The organism is Streptomyces lichenis, from assembly GCF_023218175.1.
Classification (GTDB): Bacteria; Actinomycetota; Actinomycetes; order Streptomycetales; family Streptomycetaceae; genus Streptomyces; species Streptomyces lichenis.
On record NZ_JALPTH010000003.1, the window covers coordinates 299023 to 314393 of the forward strand.

At 73.3% G+C, this 15371-nt stretch carries 12 protein-coding genes; 5 read left to right on the forward strand and 7 right to left on the reverse strand.

The annotated features are described in order from the left end of the window. Positions 1-56 precede the first annotated feature (56 nt). From M1O15_RS05000 to mtnA, 7 genes are all read right to left on the reverse strand, one after another. Positions 57-884 carry a response regulator gene (locus M1O15_RS05000; RefSeq protein ID WP_248631971.1) on the reverse strand — a complete coding sequence of 276 codons (828 nt, stop codon included), beginning with the start codon at positions 882-884 and terminating at the stop codon, positions 57-59. 271 nt (positions 885-1155) lie between these two features. Continuing rightward, positions 1156-1845 (reverse strand): ribosome hibernation-promoting factor, HPF/YfiA family, encoded by a 690-nt coding sequence (gene hpf / locus M1O15_RS05005; RefSeq protein WP_248631972.1) that lies wholly within the window; start codon positions 1843-1845, stop codon positions 1156-1158. Positions 1846-2141: 296 nt separating this feature from the next. Then, on the reverse strand, positions 2142-2948 hold the full coding sequence (locus tag M1O15_RS05010) for a ComF family protein (protein ID WP_248631973.1): 807 nt from the start codon (positions 2946-2948) through the stop codon (positions 2142-2144). 265 nt (positions 2949-3213) lie between these two features. Continuing rightward, positions 3214-5139, reverse strand: coding sequence for an LpqB family beta-propeller domain-containing protein (locus M1O15_RS05015; RefSeq protein WP_248631974.1), 1926 nt, complete (start codon positions 5137-5139; stop codon positions 3214-3216). Then, on the reverse strand, positions 5129-7213 hold the full coding sequence (mtrB, locus tag M1O15_RS05020) for an MtrAB system histidine kinase MtrB (RefSeq protein WP_308282221.1): 2085 nt from the start codon (positions 7211-7213) through the stop codon (positions 5129-5131). Before mtrB ends, M1O15_RS05015 begins: the two co-directional genes overlap by 11 nt. A 436-nt stretch (positions 7214-7649) precedes the next feature. Beyond that, positions 7650-8339, reverse strand: coding sequence for a two-component system response regulator MtrA (mtrA, locus tag M1O15_RS05025; RefSeq protein ID WP_219852863.1), 690 nt, complete (start codon positions 8337-8339; stop codon positions 7650-7652). A gap of 4 nt (positions 8340-8343) precedes the next feature. Further along, positions 8344-9495: an S-methyl-5-thioribose-1-phosphate isomerase gene (gene mtnA / locus M1O15_RS05030; protein WP_248631975.1), complete on the reverse strand. Its 1152-nt coding sequence runs from the start codon at positions 9493-9495 to the stop codon at positions 8344-8346. A gap of 641 nt (positions 9496-10136) precedes the next feature. On the opposite strand from mtnA, the gene M1O15_RS05035 reads away from it, so the two are divergent. From M1O15_RS05035 to M1O15_RS05055, 5 genes are read left to right on the forward strand one after another with little or no spacing between them, the layout of a single operon-like run. Then, complete coding sequence (locus M1O15_RS05035) at positions 10137-11108, forward strand: DUF7544 domain-containing protein (protein ID WP_308282223.1); 972 nt, start codon at positions 10137-10139, stop codon at positions 11106-11108. A 4-nt stretch (positions 11109-11112) separates the two neighbouring features. Next, positions 11113-11805, forward strand: coding sequence for a DUF4129 domain-containing protein (locus tag M1O15_RS05040; protein ID WP_372499346.1), 693 nt, complete (start codon positions 11113-11115; stop codon positions 11803-11805). Next, positions 11802-12998 (forward strand): DUF4350 domain-containing protein, encoded by a 1197-nt coding sequence (locus M1O15_RS05045; protein ID WP_248631977.1) that lies wholly within the window; start codon positions 11802-11804, stop codon positions 12996-12998. The genes M1O15_RS05040 and M1O15_RS05045 overlap by 4 nt, the downstream gene beginning before the upstream one ends. Beyond that, a complete protein-coding gene (locus M1O15_RS05050) occupies positions 12995-13978 on the forward strand; it encodes an AAA family ATPase (RefSeq protein ID WP_248631978.1) in 984 nt (327 codons plus the stop codon). The genes M1O15_RS05045 and M1O15_RS05050 overlap by 4 nt, the downstream gene beginning before the upstream one ends. Before the next feature lie 8 nt (positions 13979-13986). Beyond that, on the forward strand, positions 13987-15297 hold the full coding sequence (locus tag M1O15_RS05055) for a DUF58 domain-containing protein (protein WP_248631979.1): 1311 nt from the start codon (positions 13987-13989) through the stop codon (positions 15295-15297). The last annotated feature ends 74 nt before the right edge of the window (positions 15298-15371 follow it).

The following is a 15371-nucleotide window of genomic DNA, read 5'->3' on the forward strand; positions in this document are numbered from 1 at the left end:
TCACCGGCCACCGGCCTTCACCCCACCGAGCGACCGCCCCCGTCCCCACCCCCGCCCTACCGAATCTCCAGGATCTTCTCCCGCATCGCGTAGACCACCGCCTCCATCCGGGAGTGCAGTTGCAGCTTCTCCAGGATGTTGCGGACATGGTTCTTCACGGTGTTCTCGGAGATGAACAACTCCTTGGCGATGTCCCGGTTGTTCATCCCGGTGGCGACCAGCTTCAGCACCTCCAGCTCCCGGTCCGTCAGCCGGGGCGCGGGGACCAGCCGCCGCTCGTCGGTGCGCTGGATCATCGACTTGAACTCGGTGAGCAGCTTGGAGGCCATCGACGGGCTGATCTGCGACTGGCCGTCGGCCACCGCGCGGATGGCGGTGGCCACCTCGTCGGTGGAGATCTCCTTGAGCAGGTACCCGGTGGCACCCGCCTTGATGGCCTCGTAGAGGTCCGCCTCCTCGTCGCTGATCGTCAGCATGATGATCTTCGCGCTGGGGGCGACCTCCTTGATGGAGGTGCACGCCTCGATGCCGCCGCGCCGGGGCATCCGCACATCCATCAGCACGATGTCGGGCAGCAGGTCGGCGGCCTTGTCGACGGCCTCCGCGCCGTCCCCCGCCTCGCCGACCACCTCGATGTCCTCCTCGTGGGCGAGGACGATCTCCAGCCCTCGGCGGAAGAGGGCGTGGTCGTCGACGACGAGGACCCGGATCGGTTCGGACCGCGCCGGCACACCCTCCCCGCGACCGCCCGGTCCATCGGCATCACGGTCATGGCTCTCGGCATCACGACTGTCACGGCCGTCGGCATCGCGCGCGGCGCCGGTTCCGCTCATCGGGGCGCCGGAGCCTCCCCGGTAGTGCACCGGGCCGAAGCTGTCCGCCATCGTTCCTCCCCTGCAGGCATCGCCTGACGCTTGCGCTTCCTTCCGCCAACCTCGTTCATCGGGGCAATGGTTGGCGCGTGCGGACATGATTCCACGTCCAGGGGGCGGCGCGGTGTACCAGCGGTGGCGGGTGTGAACCCGTGGTGGCACGGTGGTGCCCCTGGGGCGCACGAGGGGCGCTCCAGGGGCACATTGAGGCACCGTATGGGGGCGGACAGACTGTCGTCAGCGGCTGTCAGCCGCTCTCCGTCACTCAGCCGCTCTCCGTCACTCAGCCGCCGAGCGCACCGCCGGCGCCGCCGGGTTCGGCACCGGCCAGCGGGTCGCTCTCCAGATGGATGACGCCGTAGTCGTAGGCGTGCCGCCGGTAGACCACACTGGGCTGCTTCGTCTCGGAGTCGACGAACAGGTAGAAGTCGTGCCCGACCAGCTCCATCTCGTAGAGAGCCTGGTCGAGTGTCATCGGCGCGGCCGTGTGGGTCTTCTCGCGGACCACCAGGGGCCCTTCCCCCTGCACCTCCAGGGAGCCGATCCGGGTCGTCGGAACGGCGTCCTCGGCTTCGGTGGCGATCACGGTGCCGTCGGCGCTCAGTTGTGCCACACCCGGCACGGTGTCGGCGACCTCCGCGGCCGACAGCCGACCCGTGCCCCGGCGGTCGTGGCGCTTGTCGTGCTGCTTGCGCAGCCGCGCCTCCAACTTGCCGGTGGCGAGGTCCAGCGCGGCGTAGGGGTCGGCCGCCGATGCTTCCGCCCGGATCACCGGGCCGCGGGAGTGGAGTGTGATTTCCACGCGGTCGGACCGGTCGGCCTGCCGCGGGTTGTGTTCCTTGGACACCTCGACGTCGAGGCTGATCACCTTGCCGTCGAGCTTCTGGATCTTCTCCAGCTTCAGCTTCTCGGCCACGTGCTTGCGGAACCGCTCGGGTACCTCGGTCTTGCGGCCCTTGACGACGATGTCCACGCAGAACTCCGTTCCCGGATAGCTTGGCCGGCCCACCGGCCGGCGAGCATTTCCTTTTACACCCAGACCCCGGTGAGCGCCGGAGTCCCGGACTTGGCGACTCGACCTCCTCCTCCCCCGTCGGCGAGCCTCCAACCCCACCATTCATCGATGCCCTGACCTGCGCCGGAACGCTCCCGGCGCAGCACCCAGCGCATTCGGTGAAGCGCGGCTTTCGCCATTCCTCACACCGAACATAGCTCGCAGGAGCGGGTATCGGCACCCGCTGTCCGCACCTGTCTACGATCAGGTGCTTTTCAGCTCTCACCACCTGCAACGATGCAAGTTCCCCGTCCGTTCCGGTTTAATTCGAACGACATCGCCGGAGCGCAGACCACCGCCGCGGGAGGCCCCCGGCGACCGGCGGGAAGCGCCGCGGCGAGGGCGCGGGAGGCCTCCGCCAGGGAGGCCCCGGTGGTCATCAGATCGTCCACCAGCACCGGCCGCCCTCCCTCGCGCAGCCACCCGTCGAGCAGCCGCCCACCGCCCGGCACCAGCTCCAGCGCCCCGGCCATGTTGTCCAGCCGCTCCCTGGCCGTCAGCGCCGCCTGGTCGGCCACCCGTCCGCGCTGGCGCAGCACCGGCAGCACCCGTGCGGGCGTCCCGGTGCGCCGCAGCTCGGCGGCCGCGGCGGCGGCGATCCGGCGCCCCGGGTCATGACCCCGCGCCCGTACCGCCCGCCGTGCCGACGGCACCGGCACCAGCAGCAGCGGCCCGCCACCACCACCCCGTGCGGCTGCCAGGGACCGACGTGCGGCTGATGTCGGGCAGTCGGCGGCGGCCGCCCGTACCGCCTCCGCCAGGGCCGCGCCCAGCGGCCGCACGGAGGGCAGGGCGCCCCGCTCCTTGTGCCCCAGCAGCACCGCACGAGGGGCGTTCGCATACGGGGCGGCCGCGAACACCGGGGGCAGGCCCGCCGGCTCCGGCACCGGCCGTACCCGCTGCGCCCCGCTCCCGTACAGCGCCTGCGCGCAGCCCTCGCACCACCGCGTCCGGGGTCGGCCGCACCCCGCGCAGTCGACGGGCAGCACCAGCCCGGCGATCTCGTCCCACCACTGTCGCACCACCCCACGGTGGCAGCGCCCGCCCACCCTCGGCCACCCCTGTGGACAACCCTCTCCCAAGCAAGCCGGCGGGTACGGGCCGGGCTTGTCCCGGACAGACCGGCCCCACCAAAGAGATCTGGTCCCAACCCGATCCAGCCCCGTGCAGACCCAGACCCGGTCCAGACCCCATCCAGACCCGTCCAGACCCAGACCCGGTCCAGACCCCATCCAGATCCGGTCCAGACCCAACCCAGCCCCAATCCAGACACGGTCCGGATCCGGTCTAGCCCGGATACACCGGAGCGCTCCCCTTCTTCACCATCGGCTGCCAGTTGGCGCCGGCCTGGAGCCGGACGATGCCGTCGTCGGCGGCGGCCACCAGCGGGGCCCGCTCGTCGTCCGCCGCGGCGATCGCCTGCACCTGGTTCAGACCCGGCACCGCCGCGCCCGAGGTGGCACCGTCCGTCTGGAGATAGCGCACCTGCTCCACCCCGCCGGCCGGCTTCCCCAGCACCACCAGCCGGCTCGGACCCGCCCAGGACACGGACCGCACCGAGTCCATCCGGGGCGCCACCGCCTGGAGGTCGACCACCTCCACGGTCTGCTCCTGGCCGCTGCCGTGCCGCTCCACCCGGCCCATGTACAGACTGGTGGTCTCGCCCTTGCGCAGCAGCAGCGCGATCCGCACCCCGTCCGCCGAGGCCTTGACCTCCTCGACCCGCACCCCTTCGGTCAGCCACGGGGTGGTGACCTCCAGCGGTCGGCCGATGTCGTCCGGCACCATCAGCAGCCTGGGGTCGGCCGGATCTCGGTCGGCGACCCAGAGTCCGTCCCGGCCGTCCCAGCTCGGTGCGGACAGCCGGTCCTCGGGCCGGGCGCCGCGGCTGTCCACCAGGACACCGGGCAGTTCGACGTCCGAGACCACGGACGCCACCCGCAGATGGCTGCCCCCGTCGGAGATCACGGCCGCGCGCCGCTCGTCACGGGCCACGGCGGCCTGGCCGACCCGGACCGTACCGTTGCCGAACGGGCCTTCCACCGGCACCGGCAGGCCGACGTCCTCGGTGCCGACCTCCAGCCGGGCGAGCCGGCCGGAGGCGTCCACGAAGTAGGGGTTGGCGCGCATCCCGCCGGAGGGGTCGGTGCGGTACTCGTCCTGGTCGCTCTCGTCCAGTACGCACGCCTGACGCCCGTCCGGGCGCTGGAGCTCCACCTGCTCGATACGGGTGGCGCCGATGCTGCCGACGGTCAGCAGCAGCTGCGCGGCCATCCGCCGGCATCGCTCCGGGCCGACATCGGCCGCCTTCCCGTCCAGCGGCACCTTGAGCCGGTTCTGGTCGTCGGGGGCCAACGCGGTGACGCCCTCGCGCAGTGCCGCGCCGGTGGGGAAGCTGGACTCCACGACCGGCGCCAGCCAGCTGGTGGGGCCGTCCAGCAGGGCCCGTACGGTCTGGGCCACCGGGTCCATCCGGGTCACCGGGTCCTGCCGCTGCCGGATGTACACCGGGTCGGCGACCATGGTGCGCTGCTGCCCGGAGGCGAAGTAGTAGGTGTTCACCGAGCGGTAGTTGCGCTGGAAGTCGGACTCGCTCAGCAGCAGGCCCTGGGGCAGGCTGTCGATGCGCCACTCGCGGCTGCGGCCGTCGGCGCCGGGCACCTGCACCAGATGCAGCGCACCGGTGTAGCGCGCCGCACGGACCGGCTGGTACGCGTGGCTGCTGTCCACCGCGGCGACCTGCCGTCCGGACAGCCGGTAGAACAGCCCGGCGGCGGCCTCCTCGCGACCGGTCGGGCGGTCCACCGGGCGCTCCGGCTGGCCGCTGGCGGGCGCCGAGGTCAGCACCGTGGTGCGCTCCTCCGGCTTCCAGCCGCTCGCCGCCCGCTTGGTCAGGTACTTGCGCGCGATCGCGAACCCGGGGTCGTCACCGGTCATCGCCTCCAGGAAGCCGTCCACGATCTCCCCGGGCTCGGCCTCCTCGCGCGGCGGCACCGGATACACCCGCACCTGCGAGTCGCCCGCGTTGGAGGCCTTCACCTGCGATACGTCACCGCTGTCCGGCATGGACGCACAACCGGCCAGCAGCGCCCCCACCGCCACCAGCACCAGCGCCCGTACCCGCCGGGGACCCCGCCCCCATCCGGAACGCCTCCCCCGCCCGGCGGGCACGCCCACCGCACCACGACGGGCCCGCCACCGGTCACCGCTCATGTCTCGACCCCTCCCGCTGACCGCCCCGCGCCCGCGGGCCTTCCTCGCTGCTCCCGCTCCCGCTCCCGGCCACGTTCTCCCCCCGCTCCCTCCTCGGCTGCTCCCCGCCCGACCGCCCCGCGCTCGGCGAGGCGCCACCCGACGAGGCACCACTCGTCGCGACACCCCCCGGCGAGACTCCACCATCCGGAGCGTCCGGAGAGTCCGGAGCATCCGAGGTGCTGCCCGACCGGCTCCCCTGCCCGCCGGCACCCGTGTCGTCCCGGTCCCCGCGCGGCACCACCCGGGCGCCGTTGCCCGGCAGCGCGGTGGGGTCGGCGGCGGGCTGCTGGGGCGGGCGGCCCGGCAGGGCGACGCCCGGGGGCATCGGCAGCCCCCCGCAGTCCAGGCCGGCCGGCGGCCGGGACACCGCCCGTCCGGGCTCCTGTCCCGTCGGGGCGCCCGCGGCGGCCTGCTCGCGGTTGCGCCGGGAGTCCTCCGGCTCCAGCGGGATGGGCGAGCCGCGCAGCGGTTCGTCGGCGGTACGCGGCAGCGTCAGCCGGAACTGCGAGCCACCGCCCGGCTCGCCCCAGGCCTGGAGCCAGCCGCCGTGCAGCCGGGCGTCCTCGACGGCGATCGACAGGCCCAGCCCCGTACCGCCGGTGGTACGGGCACGGGCCGGGTCGGCCCGCCAGAAGCGGTTGAACACCCGGGTGGCCTCGCCGGGCTTCAGCCCGACCCCGTGGTCGCGCACCGCGACGGCGACTGCGCCGCCCGCCGCGGCGAGCCGCACCACCACATCCCGGCCCTCACCGTGCTCGACCGCGTTGACCACCAGATTGCGCAGCACGCGCTCCACGCGGCGCGCGTCGGCCTCGGCGATGACCGGCTGCTCGTCGCCGAGGACGACGATCCGGCCGCCCTTCCGCTCGACCAGCGGCGCGGCGCCGCCGATGACCCGGTGCACGACATCGCGCAGGTCTATCGGCTCGGCCTCCAGCGCGGCGGCGCCCGCGTCGAAGCGGCTGATCTCCAGCAGGTCCGCGAGCAGCGACTCGAACCGGTCGAGCTGGTCGCCGAGGAGCTCGGCGGAGCGCGCGGTGACCGGGTCGAAGTCCTCCCGGGCCTCATGGATGACGTCGGCCGCCATCCGTACGGTGGTCAGCGGGGTGCGCAGCTCGTGCGAGACGTCGGAGACAAACCGGCGCTGCATCCGGGACAGCTCCTCCAGCTGCTGGATCTTCAGCTGGAGGTTCTGTGCCATCTTGTTGAAGGCCTCGCCGAGCCGGGCGATGTCGTCCTCGCCGGTGACCTTCATCCGCTCCTGAAGGCGTCCGGCGGAGAGCCGCTCGGCGATGCCGGCGGCCATCCGCACCGGGGTGACGACCTGGCGCACCACCAGCCAGGCGATCGCGCCGAGCAGCACCACCACGAAGAGTCCGGCCGTCGCCAGGGTCGTCTTCACCAGCGACAGCGAGTCCTCCTCCTGGGTGAGCGGGAAGAGGTAGTAGAGCTCGTAGGAGTTGCCGTCGATGTCGTTGAGGCGCTTGCCGATGACCAGGGCGGCCTCGGAGCGCTTGCCGTCGGTGTAGTGCACCCGGGTGTACGTCTGGAAGGTGCCGGTGCCGGAGGCCACCGAGTCGCGCAGCCCCGCGGGGATGCTCGTCGCCGGATCGACCCCGCCGGAGGCGCGGGCGCCCCGGCTGGCGGCGCCCTCGTTGGCGGAGCTGAGCGCCACGACGTTGAAGGCGCCCTGTCCGCCGGAGGCGAGCTGCACCACCAGGTCGGAGCGCCAGTTCAGCGAGGTCCGGGCGGTGTCGTCGTTGCCGGAGCCGCCCTCCTGGCCGGGCCCGGTGAACCGGGCCGGGTCCTGGGCGGCGGAGAACCCGCCGGAGGCCTGGCTCTGCGCGGCCCGCTCCTTGGCGTCGAGCAGGCCGTTGCGCATCTGCCCGATGACGACGAAACCGAGCAGCAGCACCACGCCCAGGGACATCAGCAGGGTGCCGGCGACCACCCGCAACTGGATGTTGCGCCGCCACAACCGGACCGCGGGAAGCAGCGGACGCCGCACCCAGCGGACCAGCAGCCGCAGCACCCGCCCACCCGGCGCGCCACCGCGAAGCAGCCGGCGACCGACCGGCAGACGCCTGGCGGCCTTGCCCTTCCCAGCCCCACCGGCCCCGGCCCCGCTCACCCGAGCCCCACCCGCCCCGGAGCCATTGGCCCCAGACACGGACGCCCCAGAGCCAGCCGCCCCGGACCCGGACGCTCCAGAGCCATCCGTCCCGAAGCCGGTCGCCCTGGACCCGGTCGCCCCGGACCCGGTCGCCCCGGACGCGTACGTCCCAGACCGGCTCATCCCGGCCCCGTTCGTCCTCGCCTCGTTCGTCCTGGCCCCGGCCGTTTCCGACCCGGCCATACCCGGCCCGGACGTCCCGGACCCGTCCGTCTCCCGTCCGGCAGCCCGCCCCGCACGGACTCCCGGGTTCCCGTTCCTCCCGGGCTTCGGAGCAGCACTGCCGCGGGACATGTCAGCTCGGCCCGGCCTTGTAACCGACGCCGCGGACGGTGACCACGATCTCGGGGCGCTCCGGGTCCTTCTCGACCTTGGAGCGCAGCCGCTGGACGTGCACGTTCACCAGCCGGGTGTCGGCGGCATGGCGGTAGCCCCATACCTGCTCCAGCAGCACCTCACGGGTGAAGACCTGCCAGGGCTTGCGGGCGAGCGCGACCAGCAGGTCGAACTCCAGCGGGGTGAGGGCGATGGACTGCCCGTCCCGCTTCACCGAGTGGCCCGCCACGTCGATGACCAGGTCACCGATGGTGAGCTGCTCCGGTGCCGGCTCCTCCGAGCGGCGCAGCCGCGCCCGGATGCGGGCGACCAGCTCCTTCGGCTTGAACGGCTTGACGATGTAGTCGTCGGCCCCGGATTCCAGGCCGACCACCACGTCGACGGTGTCGCTCTTGGCGGTGAGCATCACGATCGGCACCCCGGACTCGGCACGGATGAGCCGGCACACCTCGATGCCGTCCCGTCCGGGCAGCATCAGGTCCAGCAGCACCAGGTCCGGCTTGGCCTCCCGGAAGGCTGCCAGTGCCTTGTCGCCGTCCGCTACGAACGACGGTTCGAAACCCTCACCACGCAGCACGATCCCGAGCATCTCGGCCAGTGCGGTGTCGTCGTCGACGACGAGGACGCGTCCTTTCATATTCGACATCATCCCATCAGCTCATCGGGACCTGGCGTGACCTCGCGCACAGCTCGGCTATCGCGGGCCCGGTCACCGGCGAAACGGCCCCCCGTTCGGTGACGATCGCCGTCACCAGCTCCGGAGGCGTCACATCGAACGCCGGGTTGTACGCCTGAGTGCCCAATGGCGCCACGGGCAGTCCACTGACCGCCCCCGGGGCGCCGGTGGCTATCTGCGGGGGTGCGGTGAGTTCGGTCACCTCCTGTCCGGGCCGCTGCTCGATCTCGATGGACGCGCCGTCCGGGGTGTCGGGGTCGATGGTGCTCACGGGCGCCACCACGATGAACGGCACATGGTGGTAGCGGGCCAGGACCGCCAGCGGGTAACTGCCGACCTTGTTCGCCACCGAGCCGTCCGCCGCGATCCGGTCGGCGCCGATGAGGACGGCGTCCACCTCACCCGCCGCGAACAGCGAACCGGCCGCGTTGTCGGTCAGCAGGGTGTACGCCATGCCGTTGCGGGCCGCCTCGTAGGTGGTGAGCCGGGCACCCTGGAGCAGCGGACGGGTCTCGTCCACCCACAGCCGCCGCAGCCTGCCTTTGCGGTGCGCCGCCAGCGCCACGGCGAACGCGGTGCCCTCCCCGCCGGAGACCAGCGCCCCGGTGTTGCAGTGGGTGAGGACCCGGTGGCCGCCGCCGGGCAGTAGCTCGTCCAGGAGCGCCAGCCCGTGGCCGGCCATCGCCGCGCTGGCCTCGGCGTCCTCTCGGTGCAGCGCCCGCGCCTCGGCCAGCGCGGACGCCGCCGCACCGCCTTGGTCCGCGCCCTTCTCGGCGGCCGCCCGGTGCGCGGCCGCCACCCGCCGCACCCCGTACCCGAGGTTCACCGCGGTGGGCCGCGCACCGGCGAGCAGCGCGGACGCCTCCGGTACGTCGTAGCCGCGGGCCGCCGCCAGGGCGACCCCGTAGGCGCCGGCGACGCCCAGCAGCGGCGCCCCGCGCACCGCCAGCCGCTGTATCGCCTCGACGAGGGCGGGCACGTCCGTGCACACCAGCTCGACCTCCTCGGCGGGGAGCCGGGTCTGGTCGAGGAGGACCACCACCGGGCCCTCCGGCGGCTCGTCCCAACGCAGCGCGGGCAGCGCGGGGGGTCGGGTCTCCAGGGCAGTCTGTGCCTGCTGATCAGCCATCCGCCTAGTCTGCCCGCTGAGCCACCGACAATGAAGGTGGCCATGGCCCCCGGGCCCCGGCCCGGCGGCTGGTGGCGCGTGGCACCATGGCTGCCAGCCTGCCGCCCCGACGAGCGGCCCGGCACGGTGTTCCCGCCGGTTCGACGGACCGGCTCCGCGACCGACTGTTGAGGTGGACGAGCGTGAACGACACTCCGGGCTGGACCTCGCCGGGGTCTTCCCCTTCCGACGATCCGGGTGCCTCCGGCGCCTCGGACGGCCGGAGTGCCGACGCTCCCGGGCAGACCGGCCCCGCAGACCACCCCGGCGGTACGGCTCCCAGCAGCACGGGCTCCGGCGGCGCGACTCCCGGCGGTACGAGTCCCGGCAGCGCGGGTCCCAGCGGCGCGACCCCCGGCAGCACAGGTCCCAGCGGCACAAGTCCCGGCAGCACGGGTCCCAGCGGCGCGACCCCCGGCAGCACCGGTCCCACCGGTACACGTCCCCAGTGGTCCAAGGAGCAGCCGCCCGCCGGCCAGTGGTCCCCGCCGGCCGCCTCCGGACCGTCGGGCCCGGTCCCGCAGGCCGGCTGGGGCGGCGCGCCCCAGGGCGGCGGATGGGGTGCCGGCGGCTGGGGCCGCCCACCGGCCGCCAAGCCCGGTGTGATCCCGCTGCGCCCGCTCGGTATGGGCGAGATCCTCGACGGCGCGGTCTCCACGCTGCGGGCCCACTGGCGCACCGTGCTGGGCATCACGGTCACCGTCTCCGTGATCATGGAGATCGGTTCCCTCCTCATCGAGCGGTACCTGATAGCGCAGCCTCCCGAGCTGAGCCCCGACGCCACCCCCGAACAGGCCATGGACGCGGCGATGGAGTCGCTGAAGTCCACCTTCGCGGCGCTCGGCCCGGCCGTGCTGCTGGGGCTGGTGGCCTCGATCTTCACCACGGCGCTGCTGACCAACGTGATCAGCCGCTCGGTGCTCGGCCGCGAGGTCCGGTTCGCCGACGTCTGGCGCGAGTCGCGCCCCCGGCTGCCCCATCTGCTCGGACTGACCGTGCTGCTGCCCGCCATGAACATCGGGATCGCGGCCGTCGCGCTGCTGCCCGGCCTGCTGCTGCTCTCCACCCCCGAGGCGGGGGTCCCGCTGATCTTCCTGGGCAGCCTCGGCGGGATCGCCGCCATGGTCTGGCTGAACATCCGCTTCGCCCTGGCGTCCGCGGCCCTGATGCTGGAGCGCCAGGGTGTCATCGGCTCGCTCAAGCGCTCCGCCAAGCTGGTGCGGGGCGCCTGGTGGCGCACCTTCGGCATCATGGCGCTCACCATTCTGCTGACCCTGCTGATCTCCATGATCATCTCGATCCCGTTCGGGATCATCGCCCTCATCTTCGACGGCGGCGGCTTCACCGGAATCATGAGCGGCACCGGCACGGACTTCGGCTGGGCCTTCCTGATCATCACCGGCGTCGGCTCGGTCGTCTCCTCCGCGATCACCTATCCGATCGCCTCCGGGGTGCCGGTGCTCCTCTACGTCGACCAGCGCATCCGCCGCGAGGCCCTGGACCTGGAACTGGCCCGCGCGGCCGGTGTCCCCGGCTACGACCCTCCGCCCCACGACTCCGCCCCCAGGGGCTGATGCGGTGCCGGTCACGGGGGGCGTGGCGGCCCGGGCACTGATCCACGCGCACGGCGACGCCGACGACGTACCGCTGGACATCCCACGCGTCCCGGCCAGGGAGGCGGCCGAGCGGGAACTGTCCGAGCCGATGTACCACGAGAACGACCCGAACCTCCTCCAGCAGGCCCTGGACACCTTCTGGGACTGGGTCGGCGGAGTGTTGGACACCGCCTCCCGGGCCACCCCCGGCGGACTGCTCGGGCTGGTGGTCGTCATCCTCCTCGCCCTGGCCGTCGTCGGAGCGCTGTGGTGGCGCCTCGGCACCCCCCACCGCACCCGGCTGCCCTCCGAAACCCTCTTCGGCGAGGGGCCCCGCACCGCCGCCGAACACCGCCGCACCGCCGAGGCCCACGCCGCCGCCGGCCGCTGGAACCAGGCCGTCCAGGAACGCATGCGCGCCCTGGTCCGCTCCCTGGAGGAGCGCGCCCTGCTGGACCCGCGCCCCGGTCGCACCGCCGACGAGGCAGCCGACGAGGCCGGCCGCGCCCTGCCCGACCACGCCGGGCCCCTGCGCTCCGCGGCCCGCGCCTTCGACGACGTCACATACGGCGGCCGCGCCGCGGACCAGGCGGCATACCAGCGCCTCGCCGACCTGGACACCGCGGTCGGCCAGGCCAGGCCCCAGCTGACCGACGCGGCCACTGGGGCACCATGACCACCGCCCCCGCCGCCACCTCGACCGCCCGCACCGCTCGCCAGGTGTGGACCCGCGCCCGGGGACTGCTGCTGGTCGCCGCCCTGGTACTGCTGGCCGCCGCGGTGATGGCGCTGCTGCGCGCCGACTCCCAGTACGGCAGCCTCGACCCCCGCTCCGCCAACCCCGACGGCAGCCGTGCCACCGCCAAACTGCTCAAGCAGCGCGGGGTGACGGTCCGCGTCGCCACCACACTCGACCAGGCCCTCGCCGACAGCGGACCCGGCAGCTCCCTGCTCGTCACCACCCCCGACCTCCTCACCGACCGGCAGCAGCGCCGCCTCCGGGCCGGACTGGACTCCACCGGCGGCCGGCTGCTCCTCCTCTCCGCGGGGCCCTCCGCCACCGGCACCCTGGCCCCCGGTGTCCGCACGGACGCGACCGCCCCCGTCACCACGCTCCGGCCCTCCTGCGCTCTCCCGGCGGCGAAACGCGCCGGCCCCGTCGACCTCGGCGGCCGCCTCTACACCACCGAAGCCACCGGCAGCGTCCTCTGCTACCCCAGCGACGGAGCCGCCGCCTCCCTCGCCCGCGTCGACAGCCCCGCCAGCGGCGAGACGGTCCTGCTCGGCTCCGGCGACCTGCTGCGCAACGAGCACCTGGACGCAGAGGGCAACGCCTCGCTGGCCCTTCAACTCCTCGGCTCCCGCACCCATCTGACCTGGTACCTCCCCTCTCTGGACGATCCCACCGCCGTCGGCGAACGTGCCGACGACGGCTCGGACTCCTTCCTGGAACTCATCCCCTCCGGCTGGCTCTGGGGGACGCTGCAACTCGCCCTGGCCGCCGCACTCGCCGCTCTGTGGCGGGCCCGCCGCCTGGGCCCGCTGGTCAGCGAGCGACTGCCCGCCGTGGTGCACGCCTCCGAGACCACCGAGGGCCTCGCCCGCCTCTACCGCAAGACGGATGCCCGCGACCGGGCCGCCGCCGTGCTGCGCGAAGCCACCCGCGCCCGCCTCGCCCCGCTGGTCGGAGTGGCTCCCCGCCGGGCACACGACCCCGGCGTACTCCTCTCCGCCGTATCCGAACGCCTCCCTTCCACCCGGCTCGAACCCGCTGCCCTGCTCTTCGGACCCACCCCCGCCGACGACACGGCACTCATCCTTCTCGCCGACCAACTCGACGCCCTCGAAAGAGAGGTACGCACCTCATGAGCGCCCCGACCCCCGAGACCTCCGAGAGCTCGGATCGCGCCCGCTCCGCCCTGGAAGCGCTGCGCTCCGAGATCGCCAAGGCCGTGGTCGGGCAGGACCCCGCAGTCACCGGTCTCGTCGTCGCTCTGCTCTGTCGCGGACACGTCCTGCTGGAAGGCGTCCCCGGCGTCGCCAAGACCCTGCTCGTCCGCGCTCTGGCCGCCACCCTCGAACTGGATTCCAAGCGCGTCCAGTTCACCCCCGACCTGATGCCCGGCGACATCACCGGCTCCCTGGTCTACGACTCCCGCACCGCCGAGTTCTCCTTCCAGCCCGGCCCTGTCTTCACCAACCTCCTCCTGGCCGACGAGATCAACCGCACCCCGCCCAAGACGCAGTCCTCACTGCTGGAGGCGATGGAGGAGCGCCAGGTCACCGTCGACGGCACGCCCCGAGCCCTGCCCGATCCCTTCCTGGTCGCCGCCACCCAGAACCCGGTCGAGTACGAGGGCACCTACCCCCTGCCCGAAGCCCAACTGGACCGGTTCCTCCTCAAGCTGACCGTCCCCCTTCCCGCTCGTGACCACGAGATCGACGTCCTCACCCGCCATGCCGAGGGCTTCGATCCCCGCGACCTCCACGCCGCCGGCGTCCGTCCCGTCGCGGGCCCGGCCGACCTTGAGGCCGCCCGCGCCGCCGTTGCCAGGACCTCCGTATCCCCGGAGGTCACCGGCTACATCGTCGATATCTGCCGTGCCACCCGTGAGTCCCCCTCACTCTCTCTGGGCGTCTCCCCTCGGGGAGCCACCGCCCTGCTCTCCACCGCCCGCGCCTGGGCCTGGCTCACCGGTCGCGACTATGTGACCCCGGACGACGTGAAGGCCCTCGCACTTCCCACTCTTCGCCACCGCATCCAACTGCGCCCCGAGGCCGAGATGGAGGGAGTCACCCCGGACTCCGTCATCACGACCGTCCTCGCCCACGTCCCCGTGCCCCGCTGAGGCGAACGATGGCCCTCACCGGACGCACCGCGCTCCTCGCCGCGATCGGCTCGCTGCCCGTCGGCTTCCTGGCCCCCAGCTGGACCGGGATGCTCGCTGTCAACGCGCCTCTCTCACTCGCAATACTGTGCGACTACGCCCTCGCAGCGCCAGTGAAATCCCTCCGTTTCACCCGATCTGGTGACACAAGCGTTCGACTGGGTGACGCGGCAGAGGTGCACCTCACCCTCGCCAACCCCTCCACCAGGCCCCTCCGCGCCCGCCTCCGCGACGCCTGGCCGCCCAGCGCCTGGCACCCCGGCACCGAACAGGCCGCGTCCCGACACGCCTTGACCGTCCCCGCCGGCGAGCGCCGCCGCGTCACCACCCTGCTGCGGCCCACCCGCCGCGGCGACCACCAGGCCGACCGCATCACCGTTAGGTCGTACGGCCCGCTGGGCCTCGCCGCCCGCCAGGGCAGCCACCGGGTGCCGTGGACCGTTCGCGCCCTCCCGCCCTTCCACAGCCGCAAGCACCTGCCCGCCCGCCTGGCCCGGCTACGTGAACTCGACGGCCGCACCAGCGTCCTCACCCGAGGCGAGGGCACCGAGTTCGACAGTCTCCGCGAGTACGTCCCCGGCGACGACACGCGCTCCATCGACTGGCGTGCCACCGCGCGGCAGACCACCCTCGCCGTACGGACCTGGCGCCCGGAACGCGACCGGCACCTCCTCGTCGTGCTCGACACCGGCCGCACCTCCGCCGGCCGCGTCGGTGACATCCCGCGCCTGGACGCCGCCATGGACGCGGCCCTGCTGCTGATCGCCCTCGCCTCCCGCGCGGGTGACCGGGTGGACCTCCTCGCCTACGACCGGCGGCTGCGCGCCCAGGTACGGGGCCGATCGGCCAAGGACGTCCTGTCCGCCGCCGTCGACGCCTTGGCGACCCTCGAACCCGAGCTGGTCGAGACCGACACCCGCGGCCTCAGCTCCGCCGCCCTGGCCCACGCCCCTCAGCGCTCCCTCATCGTCCTGCTCACCGGCCTGGACACCGCGCCGGTCGAGGAGGGCCTGCTACCGGTCCTCCCCCAGCTCACCAAGCGCCACAACGTCCTGGTCGCGTCCGTCTCCGACCCTCGCGTCCAGGCCATGATCTCGGCGCGCGGAACGGTGGACGCCGTCTACGAGGCCGCCGCCGGCGCCAAGGCGACCGCCCTGCGCGCCCGCACCGCAGAGCGCCTACGAGGCCACGGCGTCACCGTCGTCGACGCCACCCCGGAGAACCTCGCACCCGCCCTGGCCGACGCCTATCTGGCCCTCAAGGCAGCGGGCCGTCTGTAGACACGGCCGATACGAGGACGGGCCGGACCCCGTAACCAGGATCTGGCCCTTCCTCGCCACACAAAGATCCCCTG

Bases quoted from the DNA above. Each gene is read 5' to 3' on its own strand.
- M1O15_RS05045 (WP_248631977.1), top strand. From the start codon at position 11,802: ATGACCACCGCCCCCGCCGCCACCTCGACCGCCCGCACCGCTCGCCAG.
- M1O15_RS05050 (WP_248631978.1), top strand. From the start codon at position 12,995: ATGAGCGCCCCGACCCCCGAGACCTCCGAGAGCTCGGATCGCGCCCGC.
- M1O15_RS05015 (WP_248631974.1), bottom strand. From the start codon at position 5,139: ATGAGCGGTGACCGGTGGCGGGCCCGTCGTGGTGCGGTGGGCGTGCCC.
- M1O15_RS05000 (WP_248631971.1), bottom strand. From the start codon at position 884: ATGGCGGACAGCTTCGGCCCGGTGCACTACCGGGGAGGCTCCGGCGCC.
- mtrA (WP_219852863.1), bottom strand. From the start codon at position 8,339: ATGATGTCGAATATGAAAGGACGCGTCCTCGTCGTCGACGACGACACC.
- M1O15_RS05055 (WP_248631979.1), top strand. From the start codon at position 13,987: ATGGCCCTCACCGGACGCACCGCGCTCCTCGCCGCGATCGGCTCGCTG.
- mtnA (WP_248631975.1), bottom strand. From the start codon at position 9,495: ATGGCTGATCAGCAGGCACAGACTGCCCTGGAGACCCGACCCCCCGCG.